Source organism: Flavitalea sp. (assembly GCF_035489435.1).
In the GTDB taxonomy this organism is placed as follows: domain Bacteria; phylum Bacteroidota; class Bacteroidia; order Chitinophagales; family Chitinophagaceae; genus DATHKG01.
Genome location: NZ_DATHKG010000179.1, coordinates 13,320 through 37,161 on the forward strand (window position 1 = coordinate 13,320; position 23,842 = coordinate 37,161).

28 protein-coding genes and 1 pseudogene are annotated in these 23,842 nt (G+C 39.7%); 15 read left to right on the forward strand and 14 right to left on the reverse strand.

What is annotated here, in order from left to right:
- Positions 1-65: 65 nt before the first annotated feature.
- Positions 66-1,007, forward strand: coding sequence for a prolyl oligopeptidase family serine peptidase (locus tag VK664_RS28135; RefSeq protein WP_461402064.1), 942 nt, complete (start codon positions 66-68; stop codon positions 1,005-1,007).
- Between the two features lies 1 nt (position 1,008).
- Here VK664_RS28135 and VK664_RS28140 read toward each other — a convergent pair whose 3' ends face one another.
- Positions 1,009-1,221 (reverse strand): DUF2798 domain-containing protein, encoded by a 213-nt coding sequence (locus VK664_RS28140; RefSeq protein WP_461402065.1) that lies wholly within the window; start codon positions 1,219-1,221, stop codon positions 1,009-1,011.
- A gap of 73 nt (positions 1,222-1,294) precedes the next feature.
- Positions 1,295-1,888, reverse strand: a complete 594-nt coding sequence (locus tag VK664_RS28145; protein ID WP_461402066.1) for a TetR/AcrR family transcriptional regulator — start codon at positions 1,886-1,888, stop codon at positions 1,295-1,297.
- A 190-nt stretch (positions 1,889-2,078) separates the two neighbouring features.
- On the opposite strand from VK664_RS28145, the gene VK664_RS28150 reads away from it, so the two are divergent.
- On the forward strand, positions 2,079-2,513 hold the full coding sequence (locus tag VK664_RS28150) for a carboxymuconolactone decarboxylase family protein (RefSeq protein WP_461402067.1): 435 nt from the start codon (positions 2,079-2,081) through the stop codon (positions 2,511-2,513).
- Between the two features lie 48 nt (positions 2,514-2,561).
- Here the strand turns inward: VK664_RS28150 and VK664_RS28155 are convergent, their stop codons facing one another.
- Both VK664_RS28155 and VK664_RS28160 read right to left on the reverse strand, forming a co-directional pair.
- A complete protein-coding gene (locus tag VK664_RS28155; protein ID WP_461402068.1) occupies positions 2,562-3,110 on the reverse strand; it encodes a hypothetical protein in 549 nt (182 codons plus the stop codon).
- A 38-nt stretch (positions 3,111-3,148) separates the two neighbouring features.
- Positions 3,149-3,595, reverse strand: coding sequence for a DoxX protein (locus tag VK664_RS28160; protein WP_461402069.1), 447 nt, complete (start codon positions 3,593-3,595; stop codon positions 3,149-3,151).
- A gap of 158 nt (positions 3,596-3,753) precedes the next feature.
- Here VK664_RS28160 and pdxR point away from each other — a divergent pair, with 158 nt between their 5' ends.
- The 4 genes from pdxR (at position 3,754) to VK664_RS28180 (ending at position 7,252) form a co-directional block, all read left to right on the forward strand.
- A complete protein-coding gene (gene pdxR / locus VK664_RS28165; RefSeq protein WP_461402070.1) occupies positions 3,754-5,217 on the forward strand; it encodes a MocR-like pyridoxine biosynthesis transcription factor PdxR in 1,464 nt (487 codons plus the stop codon).
- A 188-nt stretch (positions 5,218-5,405) separates the two neighbouring features.
- A complete protein-coding gene (locus VK664_RS28170) occupies positions 5,406-5,735 on the forward strand; it encodes a GNAT family N-acetyltransferase (RefSeq protein ID WP_461402071.1) in 330 nt (109 codons plus the stop codon).
- 21 nt (positions 5,736-5,756) lie between these two features.
- Positions 5,757-6,482, forward strand: coding sequence for an SGNH/GDSL hydrolase family protein (locus VK664_RS28175; protein ID WP_461402072.1), 726 nt, complete (start codon positions 5,757-5,759; stop codon positions 6,480-6,482).
- Positions 6,479-7,252, forward strand: coding sequence for a 3-keto-disaccharide hydrolase (locus VK664_RS28180; protein WP_461402073.1), 774 nt, complete (start codon positions 6,479-6,481; stop codon positions 7,250-7,252). The genes VK664_RS28175 and VK664_RS28180 overlap by 4 nt, the downstream gene beginning before the upstream one ends.
- A 75-nt stretch (positions 7,253-7,327) precedes the next feature.
- Here VK664_RS28180 and VK664_RS28185 read toward each other — a convergent pair.
- The 6 genes and pseudogenes from VK664_RS28185 to VK664_RS28210 all read right to left on the reverse strand — a co-directional run bounded on the left by VK664_RS28185 (position 7,328) and on the right by VK664_RS28210 (position 14,316).
- Positions 7,328-8,460, reverse strand: a pseudogene (locus VK664_RS28185) (alkaline phosphatase).
- Between the two features lie 48 nt (positions 8,461-8,508).
- Complete coding sequence (locus tag VK664_RS28190; RefSeq protein WP_461402074.1) at positions 8,509-10,155, reverse strand: T9SS type A sorting domain-containing protein; 1,647 nt, start codon at positions 10,153-10,155, stop codon at positions 8,509-8,511.
- A gap of 262 nt (positions 10,156-10,417) precedes the next feature.
- Positions 10,418-11,440 carry an LLM class flavin-dependent oxidoreductase gene (locus VK664_RS28195; RefSeq protein ID WP_461402075.1) on the reverse strand — a complete coding sequence of 341 codons (1,023 nt, stop codon included), beginning with the start codon at positions 11,438-11,440 and terminating at the stop codon, positions 10,418-10,420.
- Between the two features lie 232 nt (positions 11,441-11,672).
- Positions 11,673-12,692 (reverse strand): hypothetical protein, encoded by a 1,020-nt coding sequence (locus tag VK664_RS28200; protein WP_461402076.1) that lies wholly within the window; start codon positions 12,690-12,692, stop codon positions 11,673-11,675.
- 92 nt (positions 12,693-12,784) lie between these two features.
- Positions 12,785-13,702: a TPR end-of-group domain-containing protein gene (locus VK664_RS28205; RefSeq protein WP_461402077.1), complete on the reverse strand. Its 918-nt coding sequence runs from the start codon at positions 13,700-13,702 to the stop codon at positions 12,785-12,787.
- Positions 13,675-14,316: a TolB-like translocation protein gene (locus VK664_RS28210; protein ID WP_461402078.1), complete on the reverse strand. Its 642-nt coding sequence runs from the start codon at positions 14,314-14,316 to the stop codon at positions 13,675-13,677. Before VK664_RS28210 ends, VK664_RS28205 begins: the two co-directional genes overlap by 28 nt.
- A 271-nt stretch (positions 14,317-14,587) precedes the next feature.
- On the opposite strand from VK664_RS28210, the gene VK664_RS28215 reads away from it, so the two are divergent.
- The 9 genes from VK664_RS28215 (at position 14,588) to VK664_RS28255 (ending at position 21,081) form a co-directional block, all read left to right on the forward strand.
- Positions 14,588-15,211 carry a hypothetical protein gene (locus VK664_RS28215; RefSeq protein ID WP_461402079.1) on the forward strand — a complete coding sequence of 208 codons (624 nt, stop codon included), beginning with the start codon at positions 14,588-14,590 and terminating at the stop codon, positions 15,209-15,211.
- The gene (locus tag VK664_RS28220; RefSeq protein ID WP_461402080.1) at positions 15,208-15,519 is read left to right on the forward strand and encodes a winged helix-turn-helix domain-containing protein; all 312 of its coding nucleotides are present in this window, start codon (positions 15,208-15,210) and stop codon (positions 15,517-15,519) included. Before VK664_RS28215 ends, VK664_RS28220 begins: the two co-directional genes overlap by 4 nt.
- Before the next feature lie 95 nt (positions 15,520-15,614).
- A complete protein-coding gene (locus VK664_RS28225; RefSeq protein WP_461402081.1) occupies positions 15,615-16,859 on the forward strand; it encodes a hypothetical protein in 1,245 nt (414 codons plus the stop codon).
- A gap of 139 nt (positions 16,860-16,998) precedes the next feature.
- The gene (locus VK664_RS28230; RefSeq protein ID WP_461402082.1) at positions 16,999-17,754 is read left to right on the forward strand and encodes a DUF4241 domain-containing protein; all 756 of its coding nucleotides are present in this window, start codon (positions 16,999-17,001) and stop codon (positions 17,752-17,754) included.
- A 77-nt stretch (positions 17,755-17,831) separates the two neighbouring features.
- Entirely contained in the window at positions 17,832-18,305 is a 474-nt protein-coding gene (locus tag VK664_RS28235) for a hypothetical protein (RefSeq protein ID WP_461402083.1), read from the forward strand.
- 41 nt (positions 18,306-18,346) lie between these two features.
- Positions 18,347-18,571, forward strand: a complete 225-nt coding sequence (locus VK664_RS28240; RefSeq protein WP_461402085.1) for a hypothetical protein — start codon at positions 18,347-18,349, stop codon at positions 18,569-18,571.
- Positions 18,572-18,601: 30 nt separating this feature from the next.
- Positions 18,602-19,204 (forward strand): class I SAM-dependent methyltransferase, encoded by a 603-nt coding sequence (locus VK664_RS28245; RefSeq protein ID WP_461402086.1) that lies wholly within the window; start codon positions 18,602-18,604, stop codon positions 19,202-19,204.
- Positions 19,205-19,257: 53 nt separating this feature from the next.
- Positions 19,258-19,707, forward strand: coding sequence for a hypothetical protein (locus VK664_RS28250; RefSeq protein WP_461402087.1), 450 nt, complete (start codon positions 19,258-19,260; stop codon positions 19,705-19,707).
- A gap of 48 nt (positions 19,708-19,755) precedes the next feature.
- Positions 19,756-21,081: an alpha-L-fucosidase gene (locus VK664_RS28255; RefSeq protein WP_461402088.1), complete on the forward strand. Its 1,326-nt coding sequence runs from the start codon at positions 19,756-19,758 to the stop codon at positions 21,079-21,081.
- 86 nt (positions 21,082-21,167) lie between these two features.
- Here the strand turns inward: VK664_RS28255 and VK664_RS28260 are convergent, their stop codons facing one another.
- From VK664_RS28260 to VK664_RS28275, 4 genes are all read right to left on the reverse strand, one after another.
- On the reverse strand, positions 21,168-21,608 hold the full coding sequence (locus tag VK664_RS28260) for a DinB family protein (protein WP_461402089.1): 441 nt from the start codon (positions 21,606-21,608) through the stop codon (positions 21,168-21,170).
- Positions 21,609-21,721: 113 nt separating this feature from the next.
- Positions 21,722-22,831, reverse strand: coding sequence for a Gfo/Idh/MocA family protein (locus VK664_RS28265; protein ID WP_461402090.1), 1,110 nt, complete (start codon positions 22,829-22,831; stop codon positions 21,722-21,724).
- A 164-nt stretch (positions 22,832-22,995) separates the two neighbouring features.
- Complete coding sequence (locus VK664_RS28270) at positions 22,996-23,199, reverse strand: helix-turn-helix transcriptional regulator (RefSeq protein WP_461402091.1); 204 nt, start codon at positions 23,197-23,199, stop codon at positions 22,996-22,998.
- A complete protein-coding gene (locus VK664_RS28275) occupies positions 23,196-23,603 on the reverse strand; it encodes a hypothetical protein (protein WP_461402092.1) in 408 nt (135 codons plus the stop codon). Before VK664_RS28275 ends, VK664_RS28270 begins: the two co-directional genes overlap by 4 nt.
- Positions 23,604-23,842 lie beyond the last annotated feature (239 nt).

Below are 23,842 nucleotides of genomic sequence, written 5' to 3' on the forward strand. Positions count from 1 at the left end.
TTACCGTGTTGGCATTCTAATCTGATATCATACTTCTTTTTTTCCTTCAGGTTAACTCAGCAAACATGATTCTTTCTAAAAATTTCTTTTTGAGTATTACATTGTTTATAACGACCGGTGCCAACACGATCGTTATAAGCCAGGAGCAACTTCAAACCAAATCCCATTTGAAAGAGAATGTGATTTATGGAATGTATTCGGGATTCGCATTGCTGATGGACGTTTATCATCCGGATAAACCGAATGGTTATGGTATAATATTTATTGCCGGTAGTGGGTGGAGCGGCCCGTTGGCCTACAGTGCCACACCGTTAAAAAATAACTCCCAGGTTGAAATGTATTGTAAACCATTAATTGATGCGGGTTATACTGTTTTTGCGGTTAATCATCGTTCTTCACCGCGGTTTCATTATCCGGGTGCGGTTGAAGATGTACAAAGAGCAGTAAGATATATTCGTTATAACGCCGGTGTTTTCGGGATCGATTCAGAAAAGATAGGAGCGGCTGGTGGCTCTTCCGGAGGGCACCTGGTGAGCCTGCTTGGAGTATTAGACGGGAAAGGAAATCCGGATGATCCCGATCCTGTAAGCCATAAAAGTGCAAAGGTGCAGTGTGTGGTTGCAAGGGCTGCGCCCACTGATCTGATTAACGGCATTCCCGATGCCGGAGATTCTACCTGGTATTTTGCAGTTTCTGCCTTTATGGGATGGCATATTAATGACTCTTCCTCAGCTATTGTTTATAAAACATATAAAGAAGCATCCCCTGTTTCCCATGTCTCCCAGGATGATCCTCCGTTTCTTCTTATAGATGGAGATGCGGATAAAGTGGTAAATATCAGGAATTCTGAATTGATGGAACAGGCCCTGAAAAAAGAGGGAGTGAAGGTAAAACTACTGCGCATTAAGAACGGAGGGCATGGCTCTGATTTTCCTGGAGCAAAATATCCCCCGGATTATCTCCGGGAAATAGTCCTGTGGTTTAATCAGTATTTTAAACTCAATTAAGCTACTTCCTGAATATATATGCCACCAATCGCTGCACTTTTGGTGAAACCATTATGATAACCGGAATCGCCGTGAAATAAGCTATCAGCCATGATTTGATCCAGGCTTCAATAAACCCCGGCACAAATCCCCGAAGTACAACAACAAGGGTAAAAGACACAATAGCTGTGGTCACTATTCCCATGAGCATTGCGAATGTTAGTCTCTCTTTCATAATTATCTGATTTATAAATTATCTGTTTTTCCGGCTAAAATATACCGATCGGTATATTTATCACAAAAAAAAATCAGCGTTTTAATTCCCTATCAATAATTTTGTGTATTCTTTCAACACAGGTTTGTAATAGTGAAATATCGCCTGTTGTCCTGGCTAACAAAATTCCACCTTCTATCAGCGCTATATATTCTATGGCAAACGCTGCCGGATCCACAGCTGATTTTATGATTTTTTCCGCTATGCCCTGTTTAACCAAATTCTCAAGATCTTTTTTCCATTTTCTTAGGCTTTTAGAGGCTTTAGCCTTTAAGAGAGGATGGGTGTCATCTGCTTCTACAGCTGTATTCAAAATAGGACAACCGCCCCGGGTAACGGAACCTCCGTTTTCAGCGATGTAACAATTTGCCATCTTATGGAGCTTGCTGACAGCATTGGTGCTGCCCTCAGCAACAGCACTTACCCTTTTGTTGAGTAAGGAAACATTATAATCAAATACTGCTAAGGCGACTTCATCCTTATTCTCAAAATTGCCGTAAATGCTCCCTTTAGTTAAGCCTGTTGCATTTGTTAAATCGCTTATAGAAGTTCCAGCAAACCCTTTCTCATTAAAAATCGGTGCTGTTTTTTCTATTATCAGCTGTTTTGTTCGTGTTGCCTTGTCCATAATGTGTATTGGAATCACAAATATATACCGATCGGTATATATTATGAAAATATTTCTGTTGTGTTTTAGTTAAAGGATAAATTTACCCTATCCAGGCCCGTTGGGCCACCGGTTATTTCGTAACTGGGATACTTAGCCTCAATGCCATTGTTCTAGTTTTGTGATAAATAAATCTTGTAAATTTTAAGAAATGAAAACACGAATTAACATTGCAACATTAGAACCAGCGGGTTACAAAGCCGTTCTCGGACTGGAGAAATACATTGAAAGTACTCAGCTTACAAGAAAACATAAAGACCTGATTAAGATCAGATCGTCGCAAATAAACGGATGTGCTTTTTGCATTGACATGCATACTAAAGATGCCCGTAAAGCCGGTGAAACAGAACAGCGCATTTATGCTCTCAATGCATGGCGGGAGACTGCTTTCTTTTCAGAAGAAGAGATGGCGATATTGGCCCTGACCGAAGAAGTTACTTTAATTAATAATCATGTAACAGATGCAACCTATGAGCGCGCAGCCCAGGTACTGGATGAGAATTACCTGGCGCAGGTAATATTGGCAATCACTACGATAAATGTGTGGAATAGAATTGGTATCGCAACCAGGTTAATGCCAGTATAGAATGTATATCAGGAAATTAAAAAATTAAGCCCTCGTACAGAGGGCTTTTTACATATTCACACTTACACCGATCATAAGTTTTGATTTACCTGCTTCGAAATCATAAGCCGGCATTGACCAGATGGTTGATGATAGCTTTGGGAAGATGAAACGGAGGTTTGGTCCTGCGCCGTGGAATCTCCAGGCGGTAACGCCTAAGGTAAACCTGTCTGTGTATTTATGAAATAGGTTTGCCTTATACAAATAGTTCTTTTTTCCCTGCCCTAATTCACCTAAAATAATAAATGAAGTTTTTTCTTTCCCCGTCCATATACTCATGCCGAACCTGGGACTTTTCGTACCATGTTCTATACCGGCACTGGCACCAATGGAAAATGAGCCTGTTAAAGCGTATGAAGCCCCAATTAGCGCTTCACCCCATTTTTCTTCAACAAGGCCAAAGAAAGTCAGTGAGAATTTTTCTGTAATTTTTTTTGTTCCAAAGAAATTGATATTCGGTTGAACCGCCCCGCCTGTAGTATATCTGCCGTATAATTCAAGTTGGGCTAGTGACCAGGCAGGCAGAAAAATCAGTAAAAACACAAGTTTCTTTTTCATGTAAGAGAGGTTAAACCGCTGAATAAACGAAAACATATTTAATCGGCTTTAAGCCTGAGGAAATTGTCAATACTCCAATCGTAAAAAGGAACTGTTGCTAGTAACAGGCTGGCGGTACTGACTGGAAATACTGCGAAGTTGATGGGCGCTTTTACGCCTAAAAATGCTGACATGGCCAACCCGAAAATAAGTGTCAGTATAAAGCTGCTGATTGCGGCCAGTCTTATTTTAAATCCAATGATAAGAAGGACTGCAATAGTGACTTCCGTCAATGTTGCGATACTACCCAGAACGTTGACAACTGGCTTATCCAGGAAAGGCATTAGTGTTCCGGTATAATTAATGAAACTATCCCAGTTACCCCATTCAATATTGTTGGTTCCAAAAGGACCCAAAAAGCCAAGCCTGTCCGAGACCGTCGCCAGGAAGCCTATACCCAATGCAATCCGTAAAAGAAGTTGTGGAATTTTAAATGAATTTTTCATAAACATCACTTTATTGTTATTATTTAATGATGTAAAACTAGCACCTTGCTAAACTATATTTCCAGGCCAGTTGCAACAAAACAACTGGCCCAGGTTATATAAAGGATAACGTTTAAGGTTAACTTTATCTACTATTTGTTATTAAAACTCCCATGTCGATGTTGCCATACAAATCACTGATTCAGATTGACCGGAACGCTTCTGTATCATTATATATTCAGGTTTGCAATGCCATAATATCATTGATTACGAATGGCACGTTAAGGCCATCTGAATTGCTTCCAGGTTCCCGTATCCTTGCAGAATTGATTGGTATTAATAGAAACACGGTGAAACTGGCATATGAGGAATTAATTAACCAGGGGTGGGCTGAGTCGATCGAGCGCAAAGGGGTGTTTGTTATTTCGAGGATTCCAACAATTTCCAAAGCTAAAGTACCGGAAACCAGCAAAAACAATAGTCCACAGGAAGCTTTTATATGGATTAATAATTTTGAAAATGCTACAGCAAGTGAGAATTTCCAGAAAACTATTCTTACTATTGATGATGGGTTTCCCGATGTGCGCCTGGCACCGGTGGAACAGCTTATGCGTGAATATCGAAGTATTTCAAAAAAAGTTTATGGCAAAAACTTTCTGAAATATGGTAGCTCAATGGGATCAGAACATCTACGCGTTTCTATTTGCGACTACCTTGCAAATACCAGGGGGCTGATTGTCTCTTCTGAAAATATTCTGATTACAAAAGGCAGCCAGATGGGAATCTACCTGGCTGCTCAACTGCTGCTTAATCCTGCTGATAAGATAGCGGTCGGAATTTCAAACTACGGTTCTGCAGATGACACTTTCAGGCATGCCGGTGCCAACCTTTTACGGGTTCCAATTGATGGCAATGGAATGGATGTAGATTATCTCGAAGAAATTTTACTTCATAATAATATCAGGGCGGTATATATAATACCACATCATCATTTTCCCACTACAGTAACCATGACTGCTGAACGGAGGATGAAACTATTAAATCTCGCGAGAGAATACCGTTTTGCTATTATCGAAGACGATTATGATTTCGATTTTCATTATGATAATAAACCCTTCCTGCCCTTGGCAAGTATTGACCACAATCATAATGTAATTTATATTGGCTCGATTTCTAAAACGTTCACACCCGCATTGCGGATCGGGTTTTTGGTGGGTCCTTCCGCTTTTGTAAAAGCTGCATCTTCATTAAGACAATTAATAGACAAACAGGGTGATACCTTGTTAGAAGAAGCTTTTGCTGTGCTGTTTAACAATGGCGAGATGGAAAGGCATTTCCGGAAGTCGTTAAAGATTTACAGGCAGCGAAGGAACCTTTTTTGTGAGATACTTCAGACTGATTTTCAAGATGAGATTGAATTCAGCATGCCGGAAGGAGGACTTGGTATATGGACCAATTTTGATAAGAAAATTGACTTAGTCAGGATGTCAGAAACGGCATTTAAAAAAGGGCTCTATATCGGCAATGGAAATTTTTATAAAAACGAGTCTTTTTCTACGAATGCTTTGAGAATGGGCTTTGCTTCTCTTAAGGAAAATGAAATGGTTGAAGCACTCGGGATTCTGAAAAAGATATTAAGTTAGGTTCGCTGGACTACCTGGTATTTTGTAATTGGCATAATAAGGGTAAATGTCATTATTCTAATTTCGTTGCAAAAAAAATGGCAAATACGTATGAGGTAAAATTAGTCAGGACTGCATTAGAAATTCAACAATGTTGGGAGGTTGCTTTTTTGTTGAGGCCGAAGTTGAATAAAAATAATTGGTTTTCCATGATTTCGGAAATGATGCAAAATGAAAAATATGCCATCGCAGGAATTATGGACAATAACAAATTTGTTGCATTTGCAGGCTACCGCATCATGACTTCATTGCACAGTGGTAATATAATTTATATTGATGATCTTTGCACGCTGGAATCTTACAGGGGAAAAGGGCTGGCGACAGAACTACTGGAACATGTGAAAGCTGTTGCTTTATCAAATAATATGGATGCGGTTATCCTTGACACAGATTTTAATAATAACACAGCTCAAAAACTTTATCTAAAGAGTGGACTTAAACTCTCTGCGCTTCATCTCACATATAATCTAAGAAATTAGCAATCAAATTATAAAAAAATCATGGAGAAATTTAGAATGGTATTGTTTGTCCTGATAGGGTTGGGTTTCATGTTGTCTTCAAAAGCCCAGCAACCAAAGCAAGCCATCAGGGAAAGTATAGAATGGCTGGATGTCTGGATGCCCGACACTAATGATTCGGCTTTACCAAGGATACTGCTGATCGGGAATTCAATAACAAGAGGATATTATCCGGAAGTTCAAAAAACCTTAACCGATAAAGCTTATGTTGCCAGATTAACAACTTCCAAAAGTATCGGGGATCCGGGTTTATTGTCGGAAATAGCGCTGATCCTGGATTATTACAGGTTTGATATAGTTCATTTCAATAATGGCTTGCATGGCTGGGGATATACTGAAAAGGAATACGCTGATGCCTTTCCCGACTTTATTAAAATCATTCGACAAAAAGCGCCTGATGCAAAGTTGATTTGGGCGACCACTACATCAATTCGTACCAGGACTGACATCAATACTTTTGATGCCAGGACAGAAAGAGTAAAAACACGAAATAAGATTGCTTATGATTTTATTTCAAAACAAAAAGACATAAAAGTTGATGACCTTTGGGGATTTACTATAAACAATCCTGAATTCTACCAGGGCGGTGATGGTACTCACCCAAACCCATCGGGATATCATGAAATTGGTCAGAAAGTTGCCTTAGAACTTTCTGCTTTGTTAAATGAATTGAAAACAAAATCAATGCGGCTAAAAACAAATCAATGAAAAAATCCAGTGTTTGTAAATCCCTGCAGGTATTAGTAGTGTTGATCGTTTTCATGATCAGCAGTTGGAGAACTTTGGGACAAAAACTTTCCGACAGTGTTGGGTTTATAAAAATATTTGATGGCAAAACGCTAAAAGGTTGGGAAGGCGATCCGGCCTACTGGAGAGTAGAAAATGGCAACCTGGTCGGAGAGATAAAGCCTGATAAGCTTTTAAAAAATAATTCTTTTATAATATGGCGCGGAGGCCGGCCGGCAGATTTTGAATTAACACTTGAATATCGAATCACGAAAACAGGAAATAGTGGCATTAATTACCGAAGTGTAGAATTAAAAGATTTGCCTCATGCATTAAAAGGTTACCAATCAGATATTGATGGGCAAAACCAATACACAGGACAAAACTATGAAGAACGAGCCCGGACAACGCTGGCATTTATGGGAGAAAAAGTTATCATAAATAAGGCCGGGAATGCTGCTGATTCTCTGAAAAACCATGTTAAAAATAATGCATGGACCGAAAAAACCGTAACAGAATCATTAGGCGATCCGAATTTATTAAAGGCCAAAATTCATGTTGACGGTTGGAATAGATGCCATTTAGTTATCAAAGGAAACCATCTTCAACATTTTATCAATGGCATCCTGATGAGCGATGTAACAGATAATGATCCGGCAAATAGCAGGCAGGAGGGATTGTTGGGAGTGCAGGTACATGTGGGGCCGGCGATGAAGGTAGAATATCGGAATATCCGGCTCAAAAGACTTTAACAACTTAAAGGAGCTTAACAATTACAAGATGCTTTTCATCCACCCTGTAATTTTATTTAAATTCATTCCCGTACATTATTTTTTGAACCCAAATGCATTCATCATTTTGCTGAAGATATCCGTATTATCATAGATGCCTGAGAAGCTTTCAGCACCTGGGCCAAAAGCAAAGACCGGTATCATTACACCGGTATGGCTCTTGGTATTGAACCTGGCTTCAACCTTTCCCTCGTTTGTATTACCGCTGGTTATAGCCATGCCACCTGTTTCATGATCACCGGTTATGATTACCAGTGTGTTTTTATCTTTTTCTGCAAAATCAAGTGCTGCACCAATTGCTTTATCAAAATCAATCATCTCGTCCGTGACATAATCAGTATCATTATCATGCCCGCCCCAGTCAATTTGTGAACCTTCGATCATCAGGAAAAAACCTTTTTGGTTTTTACTTAGAATATCCAACGCAGATTTGGCAGAGTTTAAAAGCTGACCGGCTCTACCTTTGGAGGCCCTGGCCGGTTCTTCGTCTGCAATAAATCCTGCAAGTTTACCTGATTTTATTTTCAGGATAGCAGGAAGGCTATCAGCAACCTGGTATTTTTGCAGGCGAAGATTATCAATGAGATTGGCCCCGTCTTTTCGTTTTGTGAAATGATCTTTACCGCCACCTATAAAAACATCCGTACCGGATTTTAAAAGATCCTGCGCTATCTCCTCTACTGATGCGCGTGAGGATTTGTGGGCATAAAATGATGCCGGAGTTGCATGTGTAATCGAACAGCTTACTACCAATCCGGCTGACAGTCCATGTTGTTTTGCGATTTCAAGTATTGACGGTTTAGCAACTCCTGTGCTATCAACGCCAACTGCGCCATTTGAGGTTTTCTCCCGATAGCAAAAGCCGTTGCACCAGCACCCGAGTCGGTGACATAATCATCAGAAGATTGACTGTTATGAAATCCGATTGCAGTACAACGATCCAGGTTCAATTTTCCCTTGTTTGCTGTTTTTCCTGCATAGATCTGTGCAGTACCCATTCCATCACCAATCAACAGAATGATGTTTTTGACCCTCGCAGCTGAACCTGCCTTTTGAATGGGATCGTTTTCAGAGCTGCAACCGGAAATGATTATCAGGAAGAGGTACAGCCATGCAGGCCAAAATTTCTCTCTTTTGAACAGGCTTGTTAAAAACATTGTTGGCAGCATTTAGGCAAAAAAAGCAAGTTAGTGATTTGGGAGCCAGTATTCCTGCTGTTATTGCTTTATAATTTTGTAGATGCGGCGCTGTGTTTTTGACGTCATTTCAACCAGGTAAGTGCCCGATGGATAATGGTCAATTTCAACATGCTCTGTATATCTTCCGTGGTTCCTGAGATTGTTTTTTAAAACTCCCAGACTTCGGCCATTCATATTCAACAAGCTTATACTTACGCGCGATGCCTCATCCAGGTAATAGGACAGTTTAAACGAACCATTGTTTGGATTTGGATAAACAAGATTGTCCCGGCCCACCAGAGTTGCGTTTGGAGTACGCGACGGCCCCAATTGCGCAACGGTAACAGCTGACCGGAGATGTATCTTATTGACATGTTTTTGAGGCGATGCACCGGTGCCAAGTATATAAAAATCATCAATATCGATTTCAGTATTTGACCATCCTTCTTTATCGAGAAATATCGGGTAGTTCATTTGTGTTTTGTTCCAATCCAACGATTCACTTACAATAAGATTGCGCTCCGTCCAGGTAGTCAGATCTTTTGAAAAACGCAAAGCCACCTTAAACTTTTTAGCATCCGCTACATCAATATATTCTTCTACACCGATAAAATAGTCCTGACCGCGTACCTTGGCTACACTGAATCTGATCTCCTGGGACAAGCCTGTTGTATCATTCATAATGTCAGTAGACTTCGCACCCTGAACAGCGATAAAATTCAACATGCTTTCTTTGGTAAAGCCGATCGGCAAAGATGGCAACCAGGATTCCCTTCCAGACTGGTTCTTGTAGTAAACCTTATATGCCTTTGGATCCAATGCATCAGCAATCGGTGCCCGCGCTACTTTTACACCTTCCTGCCGCCCTTCCTCAACTGGAATATTATTGCCAAATGGACCGCCATCAGTATAAAAAACATAAACATAACCGCCTGCTATAATCGACGACGGATGTTTCAGGCCACTAGTACATTTAACCCCGTTAACTGTTATATATGCAGTGGAGGGCCATACAATTGGTCCCAACTCATTATTAAAAAGTTGCTGTCCCCAATTTGTACCTGCGTTATTTGGAACCCAGGCAGCGCTGATCATTGCATTGTATGCGTTCCAACCCTCTTCGAAGGGTTCACCGCCAGAATAAGATTGATGATCAGCCGTATTTATGAGCAAATTTTCCTGGATGGTGTTTTGATACTTGCCGGCAAAAGCGTTATTGAGACTGCCCACTACCTGGTTCTTATTTTCGCCATGTAAAAAACCCAGGGAGACAGGTCCATGAACCGGATGCTCGATATAAGCACCGCTGTAAATGGCATGATAATTCCGTTTCCAGTTTTTTATTTTGTTTGCAGGATGATAACCAGGGGTATGAATATAGCTTACGGATGCCAGTGAGGGACCCACTGCATTATCGAGGTCAAGGAGCTTATCATGGACCATGGACGAGGAAGTTGACCATATATAAGTATCGCTGCCGTCAACAAAAAAATAAGATCTTAATCCGCCCCCGATGATCCAGGGCGGTACTTCAGCTTTATTTTTTCCCTTGCCGGATGATCCGGTTTGAGAGAAGTTAACTGTTGAAATATCGCTTAAGATATAATCTTCAAGGTAGGGAAACTGAGCATTCGAAACTGGACATACGAACAATGCCAGCAGATTGAGCAATGCTAATCGTATCAATTCAAGAGCTTTTAGGGACAGGGTTTTTCCATTATCGACAATAAACAAATTACTACGGCCTGACGGGCAAAAGTGGATTAAAAAGGAGTAGGCCGGTTAAGCGTATGGGTGAGATTGTTGTAACTAGTAGAAAATGCTTATTCAAAGTACTCATAAACCCGAATCTGGATGGCTACTGAAGCACTCGCCTGGAAAGTGGCGAAACCACTCCGCAATCCAAATGGATTGCTATCTTGGGTAATAAATAAATTGATAAGTGGAATTATTTTTTAGAGTTTACAAGCGGAATCACCTTCTTCCCAATCAGTTCAATAGATGACATCAGCTGTTCATGTGTTAGACCTGCATTATCCATTTGGAAGGTAAACCGGTCTACACCACCTAATGCTTCGCTATGACGTAATAACTTTTCAGCTACCTGTTCAGGACCGCCGAGTACGAGCACACCCCTGGGTCCGGTCAACGCATCAAACTGTCCTCTGGTCACTGGTGGCCAACCACGTTCACGACCGAGCTTTGTCCAGAGTTCAGCATAACCAGGATAATAATCTGTAGTCGCCTGTTCGTTGGTCGGCGCAACATATCCGGGAGAATGAAGTCCTACCTTTAATTCTTCAGGTTTAAATCCTGCAATGGTACCTGCCTTGCGATAAAGATCAACCAAAGGACGGAAACGATGAGTTTCTCCTCCGATCACTGCCACCATCAGTGGAAGTCCCAGGCTCCCGGCCCTTGCAAATGATGCCGGTGTTCCGCCCACACCCAGCCAAACAGGAAGTTTTTCCTGGACAGCCCTTGGATAAACAGGTAAATTTTGTAATGCTGGTCTGAATTTACCGGACCAGGTTACAAACTCATTGTCCCGGATTTTGAGCAATAACTCAAGCTTCTCTTTAAACAGTGCATCATAGTCATCAAGACTGAACCCGAACAGGGGATAGGCTTCAACAGAAGAACCACGTCCCACCACCAGTTCGGCCCGGCCTTTTGAAACCAGGTCAAGGGTTGCGAAACTCTGGTAAAGACGAACGGGATCTGCAGCACTCAGTACTGCAACTGCACTACTGAGCCGGATCCGTTTTGTTCTTGAAGCAGCAGCTGCCAATATCACCACCGTTGCAGAATCCAGGAATTCTTTTTTGTGATGCTCACCAATCCCAAAAACATCAAGTCCAGCTTCGTCAGCAAATACAATTCTATCTACCAATTGTTCCATTGCATCAACACTATTAAGTGTCTTGCTGCCATACATTGCTGAAGCGAAACTATCTATGCCTATTTCCATCTTAATTTAACCGTTGAAGTTTTTATAACGATGTGTTTACTCTTTCTACAAAGTTCCTGAAGTACTAAAGGTAAAAGAAAATTTACGTCATCAACAGGCATCACAGTTTATGCAAAGCAGAGAGCTTCAAAACATACATCCGGTTTCAATCTAGTCCCGTTTTTGTGCAAAAAGCCACTCAATCAGGCCAGGTGTAAACTTTACTTCATTCCAGATATTATGAGCCTGGTCTTTATATTCTGTATACTTTGGATTTCCACCAGCTTTTTTGATTGCATTGATCATGTCGCGTGATCCGCTGACTGGTACATTTCTGTCCTTTGCCATGAAAAGCCCATACAGCTCCATCAATCTGCCTGATCGTATCAGTTCCCGGTTGACCTCCATATGGCAAACTAATCACAAGGGGGTAAAACTTTGATGAATCATAGTTAAGTGGCTTCAATAAGCGGTAACGCAAAATCTCTCCCTGCTTATTAGTGAAACGCCTTGCTTCAAAAGTTTCAAAAAGAGTTGAAGTTTGTTGATCATTACGCTTTTTCCAGTATAAGGTCGAAGAAGTTTCGATAGCGATCATAACTCCGAAAATTGCAGTACAAAGTACAACCGGAAAAAGCACCAGCAACATAATATCCTGGAATCGTTTTATGGAAGGTTTCTCTATTTCAACAGGGAGTAGTCGAAGATTTTGTTTAACAAAATGCACAATTAATAGCAGGGAAGGGATAACACCAATCATTATTATCCAGCTTTCTGAATTTCCTGACCGGTCAGCAGATAACAATGGCAACTTTATTAAGGGAGAAATCAACCTCGCCCCATGGAACATTGAAATCAGCATTGCAGTAATCGCCGATGCCTTTAAAAAAAGTTGGTTTTTTATATTTGCGAAAAGAACCGCGAAAGCATAAATAATATTTGCCAGGATTGAAATAAGCAAAAGGGCTGCACTGTATGTAAACTGTTTGCCTGAAATCAAAACTTTATAGACGGTAGATATATAGCACAGTTGCAGTAGAATGGAAACAATTCCCGCGTAAAATATTGCCATGTAATTCCCGGAATAAAAATACTTCAGCATTAGTATATTAGTGGCAAGGATCAAAATGTTCAGCGCTGAAAACCAGGCTATAAATGTATCAAGCCAGAACATCTGTGGTCCCAGTTGCCAATAAAGGATGCCGTGAAATAATCCTGTAGCTGCAGAGAAGGCTAAAAAAAAGATCAATAAATTATAAAGTGTCTTGCTCATTGGACTATGTCGTGTGTCAACATGTACAATTAGTTTTGAAAACATGTTGTTCTCCGGATTTCACTTGTCGCAACTAAATATAACCAATTTTCTCATTTTAATTTCTCCATCAGCTGTTTCCATCTTTCATCAGATCTGAGTGGTTCCAGATCCGCATCGTCCTCATAGTTTTTCTTTGCGTTGTAGCCGAGCTCCACGGCTTTGTTGAGTCCATCAAATGCCTTGTCTTTGTTACCTATATGTGCATACCCACAGGCACGGTTGTACCAGAAAACACTGTGAGAACCGATGGCCATTGCTTTTTCAAAATATTCATCACTTCTTTCAAACTTTGCCATTTCAAAAAGCGAATTGGACAAATACAGATATTTCTCCCGCGGTTGATTTTCAGCTGCCAGAACCGGTGTTAATAGTTTGATTGCTTCATCATCTTTGTCAAAGGCGAATTTTATCAGCGCCTGTTCAATGATGATGTTTTTATTGCCATTCCACTGCATGGCTTTTTTAGTCAACAACTCTTCTGCTTCTGAATAACGTTGTTGTTTTCTAAGGATAGAACCATAAATCAGGATAGCGTCAAGACTGTTGGGATAAACATTCAGCCATTGATTTATTAAAGTTGCAGATTTCGCAACATCATTATGATAAAGTGCATCTATTATTTCATTACCCAGGTGGTGATCGAGTATCATACCAGCTGCTCTGTCTTTTTTCAATTCATCTATCACCTTTGCATCTATCCAAAAAATATCAAAACCCCAATTGGTATCTGACATATTCCTGCTGCTACCAAAAAATAAATATTTGCCATCGGGTGAGAGCCTGGCAAACCGTTCAGAACTCCCGGAATTAATTTTCGGACCCATATTAACCGGGATTCCCCAGGAACCAATTTTATTTTTAAACGAAATATATAAATCCAGGCTGCCTTCAATTCCCCCTGGTCTTTGAGATTCGAAAATCAGGAAGCTTTCATCGGGAGCTATATATGGACCATCCTCATAGTCCACGCTGTTGATATTGAAAGGAAGTAAAACTGGTTTGATATTAGCCCGGTTGTTTTTTCCGATTTACGAATATTCATGTTCGTGCCTCCGCCCAAAGCGGATGAGAAATAAAGAGTCCCTTTCTCTGAAACGGAATGTGCATAATCCTGTCCTTTTGAAACAGTCGTATCAAAGGGGACTGGTTTGCCCCAGCCATTTTTTTTTCTTTCCACCTCCCAGATACATATATCCTTTCCCTGTGTATATCCCGCTGGCATTTTCCTGCGTGAACTGAAATACAATTTCCTGCCATCTATTGAAAAGGATGCATAATAATCATCAGCTGTTGTGTCTGCAAAAGAGGGGCTTGATGGTTTCGACCATTTGCCATTTTCATTTCTCATTTCCAACAGGTAACCACGATAACTTTTATCCATAACTGTCCAGATAACAGTGTTTCCGTCCGGTGAAAATGCCGGTGCACTATGTTCACTCAGCCCTGTACTTATCAGGCCCGGAGCAAAAACCTCGGCAATCAAACCTGGTGATTTTTGATTGAGATAGTTTATTGCTGTTTTTGATTGAGCGACAAGTTCTGTGCCTGTGAAGAGTAGCAAAGTGACAATTGCTGTTTTCATCATAATAATTTAAGTGGGAATAAAAGATGATTCTGCTTCGCACCCTGACTATAAATTCCCGAAAAATATTGGAAAGAGATATACTATTGGTATGAGCGGTTGAGGAAGAATGACAAACAGAAGCAAAGATTAGTCAAACAGAAGCGAAGATTATTCATGGAGAACTTAGTATTATTCGTGTAGAACTTAGTGTGTTTCAAAAATTAATATTCTTCGAGGCCTTGGAAAACTCAAATATTCCTTTTAACTTTGAATTGCAAAGTACTTTTATATGAAAAAAGACCAGGATTATATCCAGGATATAGCCGAGATGCGTTCAATGATGGAGCGTACTTCAAAATTTATGTCGCTCTCCGGTTTGTCGGGCATAATGGCTGGCATCTATGCTTTAGCAGGAGCCTATATCGCTTATAAAGTTTTTGATTTTAATATTGATGCAGTTTTATTCAACGACTCACCAGGTAATCCGTCATTCGGTTTATTGAAGGTTGTACTCTTAGCTTTTGTGGTATTGATACTTTCTATAAGTACAGCAATGTTTCTTTCCTGGAGAAAGGCAGACAGAAATGGTGAAAAACTATGGAATGCTTCGGCAAGGCGGCTGGTAATAAATATGGCAGTGCCTTTAATTACCGGTGGGCTTTTGATTCTTGTTATGATCGTTAAAGGGATGATTGGTTTTGTAGCACCCTTTACATTGATATTTTATGGCCTCGCTCTATACAATGCCAGCAAATTCACCTATGAAGAAATGAGAAGCCTGGGCCTGATCCAGATAGGGCTGGGGTTGATCAGTTCATTTTTTGTTGAATATGGATTATTATCCTGGGCATTGGGATTCGGAGTGATCCATATTATTTATGGCATTTATATGCATTACAGGTACGAAAGATGAAAATAGCAATCCATAATTTTCATAAAGCATTTGAAAGCAGGATCAGGCTCGGTATTATGTCGGCACTGGCTGTTAATGATATGGTTGATTTCAATTCATTGAAGGAATATCTTGACCTGACGGATGGCAACCTGGCCAGTCATCTTAAAACTTTGGAAAAAGAGGCTTTTATTGACATGAAAAAATCATTTGTTGGCAAAAAGCCAAACACAAAATATTTTATGACCAAGGCGGGAAAAAAAGCATTTGATGATCATCTGAAAGCCCTGGAAAAACTTATTAAGGGGAATGGCAGGAGAGAAAGTTAAAATCTTATTGTTTTGGTTTTGAAAGGTGCATCGGCCCTGCAAAGGTCTTTATTGATCAACAAAATAATCTTGAAAAATGGTTAAACTATAAACTAATGAAAGACGAAATACTTGCTCATATAAATGAGCCAAGGGAACTTGAGAAAATGTATCGCAATAACAAGGCGCCTTTTAAGCGTGAGTTCAGCTCATTGTATCCGCAGGTTAAAGGCAATGCAATTGCTGATTTCTGGAATGAAAGGCTTAATTACGAAGGTGATGAGATTAGTTGGGGTTCGGGCCGGGAATTGGTTTTTGTATTAATTGCTTCGCTGGTAGGAGGTGTTATAGCGAAACTGCCTGCATTGTTGAACATTGATGAAGACTTTTTTTATCCGAGAAACCTGGGATTCACGATCTTTCCTGTTTTGGCCTTTTATTTTGCCTGGAAGAATAAGCTATCAGCCGGTAAATCAGCCTTTATATTAGTTGCAACGCTGGCGGGCCTGGTCTTTATCAATTTACTTCCTGATGTCGAAAATAGCGATACCCTGATTTTATCATGTATTCATTTAGTCCTTTTTCTATGGTCGATAATGGGTTTTGCTTTTGTTGGTGAATACCGGAACAACGAGGAGAAAAGAATCAACTTTCTAAAATTTAACGGTGACCTGGTTGTAATGACAACACTCATAGTAATTACAGCCGGAATTTTGAGCGGAATAACTATCGGACTTTTTTCATTGATCGGTTTTAATATTGAAAAGTTTTATTTTGAAAACATTGTGCAGTTCGGCCTTCCGGCAGCACCGATAATAGGCACTTATCTTACCCGGACAAATCCACAATTGGTTAGTAAAGTTTCACCTGTGATTGCTAAAATATTCAGTCCATTGGTATTAGTGATGCTCGTGGTCTATCTCGTCGCTATGGTTTATTCAGGTAAGAATCCTTATAACGACCGTGAGTTTTTGTTAATATTTAATGCTTTGTTGATTGGGGTCATGGCCATCATTTTCTTTTCTATCGCCGAAACATCCGGGGAAACTAAAAGCAAGGCCGGATTATGGGTGCTCTTCCTGTTATCTATTATCACTGTAATTGTAAATGTTATTGCGCTGTCAGCTATTCTGTTCCGGATTTCTGAATTTGGTATAACACCGAACAGGGCTGCAGTATTCGGAGGCAATTTGCTGATCCTGATAAATCTGGTATTGGTCACTATTCAATTTTTCAAAATCATTTCAAATAAAGGAAACATAACCAGGGTGCGTAACACGATTACCTATTACCTGCCGGTTTATTTCTTCTGGACCATCATAGTGACTTTTATATTTCCGTTAATTTTTGGTTTTAAATAAATAATAAAAACTAAAACAATGCCTATTATCATTTTAATTATCGTGCATGGATTAACCCTGCTAAAGATGAGCTTTTCATAAATCTATTTTTTTGCCCACAAACTTTGAAATGCAAAGTTCTTTTTAAATTTAATCTGACATGAAATACATCCTCATTGCATTTATTTTTCTTGCCTGTGATAATCATCCTGGCGAAATCGATTCCCGGAAAATTTCAACCGAACTGCTTGATACTATTAAATCATCACCGGGAAAAATTATTGCAACGCCTATTCTGTTTGAGACGGCTTTTATAAATGGATCGACACAACTGGTTAATAAAAATGTCTTCAGCTTTTATGGAATAACAATTGGTAAAATAAAAATCAACAGCGGATATGTTATCGCCTGCGACCCAATGCATATCGATGAGTATGGGATACCGTTTACCCAGGTCTTTCCAGCCGGTGAATTTGCTATGCAGCTCGCTATAACAAAATTTAAAAATCAGGAAAGCATTGCATTCGCGAGGATCAAATTCAGTGATGAACCAGTTCAGAAATGGGAATTTGCATTGCTTAAAGGACAAAAGCCAATGCCAATTGGAGGTGAAGATATGCCCGGATATTCTGTAGACGCAGGTGTGGGACTATTTATAGACAAGGAAGCAAGCAAAGTGTTTGACAGAAAAACGGCCGAAAATACAGATAGAGAAGTTTTCAAAGAAATGGAAAAACATTACCATAACAACTGGAAATACACCATGTACAATTTTGGCAACCATAACCTGGCAGCATTTTCTACAGGTTTGGGCGACGGTTATTTTGGAACTTATATTGGTTTTGATGCAAATGGTAATCCATGTAGATTATTAACAGATTTTGGTCTTTTTGATTGGAAACAAAATAAGAATTAACACAGAAGTCAGCAACTAAAGTAATTTAAATTCAAGGAAGGTTGCTACAATTGGTTTCAACCTTAAGCGCCGAAAATATGAGCATTTCATCAAAACTTGAGCGGCTTCATTTCCAGGTAAGACAAAGCAGATGGCTTGGTTATTTTGCAGTGTTTAATCGCATAGGCCTGGCTGTTGGGTTCCTTCCATCCGGATTCGTAAAAATTGCCGGCGAACGGTTCACTGATTTATCAGACAAGCATCCAATGGGAAATTATTTAGGCGCCTTGCACAGGACCGGGTTTTACTACACTTTTATTGGCGTGTTGCAGGTGACAGCGGCTATTTTATTGTTGATTCCCCGGACGGCAACACTTGGCGCCCTGATCTATTTTCCGATAATCTTAAACATTTGCATACTGTCGATAGCCTTGCGTTTTGAAGGCTCATGGGTTAGTTCACCTTTGATGGTACTCGCTAACCTCTACCTGCTTTGTTGGGATTATCACAAATTGAAATTTATATTTCCCTGGGAAAAACAAAAGTTCAACCTTAATCAAACCGTCCTTTAATAACGAGTCAGCGGGTATGTATTGGTAAAAAATAATACGATATGAAAGCGTTCCCGATTATTATCCTTGCCATCCAGGTATTTTTGACATCCTGCGAAATTATGCCCCGCAATACAATTTCAGATTGCAGGGGACAATGCAAGGATAGCAACAAATCAAAAGCTTGCCTGGAATTCTGTGATTGTATTCATGTAGATGGCCGGCCTCTTGATTCATGCCTGGATGTTTATGATAAATCACCGGTAGACAGTCTCAGGGCACGATAAAAAAATTGTTGGCTTTTTAACAATTAGAAAGTGGGTAAACAAACTGATAATTTCTATAATAGATTTTCATTTCTCTATCCTTTGGTGGACATTTTTTTGAAACCACAAAAGCGACGGCTGTTCCGGGAAATCAACCAACTTCCATTTGGACAATTACTCGAAATAGGGGTAGGAAACGGAAAACATTTGCCACTTTATAAAACCCACAAAATTATTGGCATTGATACCTCCTTAAATATGCTCGCAATTGCAAAAAAACATCAAAGCAGGCATATTGACACGCATATTGAACTACTGCAGATGAATGGCGAAATGCTGTTGTTTGAGGAGCAGGCTTTTGATTATGTTGTATTGTCGCATGTTATTACAGTAGTTGACAACCCTGAAAAATTATTAGAAGAAATACACAGGGTACTAAAACCCGGGGGAAGAGTTTTCATTCTCAATCATTTTACACCAGATAACTGGTTAAAACTTATTGACAGATCTTTTCAAATTGTTTCAGAAAAATTTCATTTTAAATCAGTTTTTTATGTAAACAGTTTAACCGCAATACATAGGTTTTCATTGTTGAAGGAGATCAGCTTCGGCCGGCTTTCTTATTTCAAACTTTTAATTTACGGTAAAGCGTGAATAAAAATTATTTTCTTATTGTTTTATCCTTGCTTTTTAGCTTATTCATTTATATGTTTTACCGTACTGAAAAAACGGTGATCAATGATATCTTTATTTCCATGGTGTCATGTGATAATTTTGTTGGATGGAGAAAGACTGTTTCAACTCACTTACCTCTGAATGAAACAATCATTTATTCTTTGCCTGAAGGATTGTGGGTGTTTTGCATAACATTGACCTCAAAGTTTTTATTTTTGAAAGTTGGTGATCGTGAAATCCAATTGCTTTTTCTTCCGCTTGTATTTTCAATAGGCCTGGAGTTATTTCAGCTTTTTCATCTTACCAATGGACGATTTGACCTTTGGGATATTGGTGTTTCTATTTTATTTTGGGCTACTGCTAATTACTTTATTAGCTATGAAACTAAAAGGCAAAATATCTTTGATCCGTTTACAATGAAAAGTGTGATCTGTGTTTCGAGTTATCTGATTGTTTATCTGGCCCATGTCTGGAATTATTGAATCGTTCAATTAGCTTGTTGTTTTGTACATTGGCAGCAAAAACGGAGAATGGGTAGATTTTTGATAATTTTTTTTCTTAGCCTGGTATTTACATTTTCTGTGAATGCTCAAAAGAGTAAAGCAGACAGTATACGCGGCAAAATGGAATGGTTTGGTGATGCGAAACTTGGGATCTTTATTCATTGGGGGATGTATGGCGTAAAGGACGTTTCGGAAAGCTGGAGCTTTCACAACCGTCAGATAACTTATAATGATTACATGGATCAGATGAAAGGATTCACTGCATCCCGTTACAACCCGGAAAATTGGGCAGCACTTATCAAAGAATCGGGTGCACGATACGCCGTTATTACCACGAAACATCACGACGGGCTTGCATTATGGCCCACAAAACAAGATCACTACAGCGTAGTCAAAAATACCCCTGCCAAACGCGACCTTTTGTCTCCATTTTACAAGGCACTGGATAAAGAAGGGATAAAAAGAGGTGCATATTTTTCTTTGATCGACTGGAGCCATCCTGATTATCCTGGTTTTTTTAAGGATAGCAGCCGTTACAAAGTTGCAGACAATCCTGCGAGATGGAAGAAGTTTCATCAATTTATGATGGCTCAGCTGAATGAAGTCAATGAAGCTTATAAACCTGATCTATGGTGGTTTGATGGCGATTGGGAGCATTCTGCCGAAGAATGGCAAAGTGCAAATATCAGGTCTGAGATACTTAGGAAATATCCCGGGGCTATTATTAACAGCCGTTTGCAGGGATACGGAGATTATGAAACTCCGGAACAAAATTTCCCGGTCAGCAAACCGAAATTTGACTGGTGGGAACTATGTATGACTATTAATGACAACTGGGGTTATAGGCAAAGTGATACCAATTGGAAAACACCTTTTGAAATCATCAGCATATTTGCAGATGTTGTAAGCAATGGTGGCAATATGTTGCTTGATATCGGCCCAAAGGAAGATGGAACAATTCCTGCCGAGCAGGTCCATGTGTTGAAAGAACTTGGTCGCTGGAATAAAAAACATGGAGAAGCTATCTTCAATTCGATACCCGGATTACCACAGGGGCATTTTTATGGTCCCTCTACTATTTCGAAAGACTCTATGACCTTGTATTTATTTTTGCCTGCGGCTGAGGCCGGTAAGGTGATGATAAAAGGATTAAAAAATAAGATCAGTAAGGTTACCGTATTGGGCACAAAGCAGGAGCTGGTACCAAAGATAGTTGGTAAGATTTCGTGGAGCCAGGTTCCCGGATTAGTGTTTATTGATGTACCTGAAAATGTAAAGGATGAGTATATGACTGTCCTGAAATTGACATTGGATAAGCCATTGGATCTTTATCGGGGACAAGGTGGATTGTAGCCCGAACCTGACGCAAATTTTCTACCGGGTTGTGAACAATGACAAAACATGATATGATAACTTATTACTCACCTTATCCAATTGCCTTATTGCTTATACAAGATATAATCGCTAACCAGGGGTTCAATTCCTTTTAGTCTGAATTCAGTTGCGATTTGACCCCTGTGATAAGTCGAGTGATTAATTACCTGGAATAATATATCACGAATACTGTTGCTGGCAGCCTGGCCTCTGCGTTTATAATCAATCCGGTTATTTATATCATACTTCTCAAGTATAATCAAAGTATTCTCGTAATTGCTATTGTCTATTAATTTGCATTTTTCAATTGGGTGATCGGCCCAAACCTCGAAGGGTGTTTGACCTGGTTCTATCCTGCTATTCCAGATCTGATGAGCATTCAGAATATGGTTGAATAGTTTTACCGACTTTTCTGATGTTCGTTCGCGATTGAGAGTAAAAATTTCAGCGAGCTGTTGATTAACACTATGCCCATAATCAAACAGTTCCTTAAAAAAATCTTTCATTGTCTTATCATATCTATTCAGTCAATCCACCAATTAATTTACCCCAAATTAATTTTAACCCCAAAAACTTACTCATAACTCCAATCACTCATCACTCACTCATCACTCACCACTCATAACTTTTCTCTCCTTCCGCTTTTTGCAGATTTATAAATAGCTTCTACAACTTTGATATCTCTAAGTCCTTCTTCACCACCAACAGGCATAGGCTTTTTTTGCATGATGTTCATAGCATCATCATCCATCTGGTTAGCCTGCTGCCACGGCACTTCATAAGGAGTATAAATGGCTCCTAATGGACTGTTACCACGTAAACCGGCGTAGGCAGAGTAGGGCTCCATTCGGACCTCACCTTTGTCGCAGGTAATATTCAGAAAGTTAACGTTTTCGCCGAAGCTGGTTTTGATATCAGCTATAACACCACCCGGAAATTCGAGTGTGGCAACAGTAGTTTCATCCAACCCGTTTTTATAAATCTCAGGTCTGGTGGTTGATGTTTTAGCCGACACAATGGCTACAGGTTCCATGCCGGTACCAAGCCGGGCACCTTGTATAGCATAGACACCCATATCATACAATACTCCGCCACCCATTTCTTTTTTCTGCTTCCAGTGATCGGTCCGGTTATCCCGATATCCTGCTGCACAATTCACTTTTTTCACATTACCCAGCAATTTGTCTTTCACAATCCTGCGCCATTCCTTAGTATGCGGTTCGTGCTGCAGCCTGTAACCTATAGCCAGTGACTGCTTATTTTTCTTACAAGCATCAATCATCTCCTGGCATTCAGTTGTTGATATGGCCATTGGCTTCTCGCACCAAACATGTTTACCGGCATTTGCGGCACGAATCACATATTCCTTGTGCATAGAAGGGGGCAATACGATATAGATCACATCTATATCAGGATTATTGGCAATTGTATCGAAACTGCTGTAGTTATAGATGTTCTTATCAGGAATGTTATATTTTTTCTTCCAGGTTTCAGCTTTCGAGGGAGTACCTGTGACTATACCGGCGAGGTAGCAGTTTTTTGTTTGCTGCAATGCAGGGGCCAGTAGATCCGTGCTGTAATAGCCGAGTCCGACCAATGCTACCCCAAGCTTTGTTTTTTTCTGACTTGTTGCAGCCAGCAATACATTTGGTGAATAAATCATTGCGGCCGTACCCGCTGCAATCGTTTTGATGATAGTCCTGCGGGAGGTCGAAAATTGATAGTTCATTTTTGTATTTTTTAAGAATGAATTAGTTAAACAGTCGGCTCGTTGAGATGACGATTTGATATGACTATTTGCAAATAATAAATCGTGGTAATAAATTATTTACCTCCTGAAGTTAAAACATAAATAAAACTTAAGAAAAAAACATAATAATGCAAGTGAGTGAACTACCAGTCATCCTTCTCCAGAATAAAAATTTCATCAACAGGCTTCTTAAAGATATATGCAATTTTGAATGCCAGCACGGTGGATGGAACGTATTTTCCTATTTCAATTGAGTTGATCGTTTGTCTCGATACGTTGACTTTTCGTGCTAATTCCGCCTGGGTCAGGTCTATCCGGGCCCTCTCAAGTTTAATCAGATTTTTCAAACCCTTTCTTCTTTGTGTTTGAAATAATAAAAGGTGGCTAAAGCTACCACCATTACAATAGCGAACATTTTATATGCTGAAATTGATTCGACAAATTTCCCGGAATCAGGTTCCACCTGGCTCAGAAATATATAATTTACCAAATGAGTTATGAATAAACCAACCGGTAAACTGAATGTAAGTGCCCGGAACTTTAAATGATGAATCCGCTCATCATCATGTTTTTCTTTTGCGAAGAATATGAAGCAGAGTCCCCAGCTAAACAGGGCTGACAACAGGTTAAAGTCCCAGATCGCACTACGATAATGCTTCATGTAAAATGAAACGATACCCCAGGCTATACACAAAAGCCCTACAAACTTAAGACGGTAACTGTAGAAAAGATTAACTATGGACTTGTTCATATCATCAGGATTTATAGAAAAGGGGACATTCCGGTGTTTGGTTAAAAGTACAATAAACTCATCAAAAAGACAAGTAAACTTGACTTAGCTTAATGAAAAATTGCATTAACTTTTCAACCGATGTCTTATTGTCGTATTATAAACACCAGGTCCGTAGCAAAAAGTTAATTGCAAGGCGCACATGAAGTCGATTGTCCGGTGTATGCAGGAGTGCTAAAAAAGATACCTATGTGGATGTA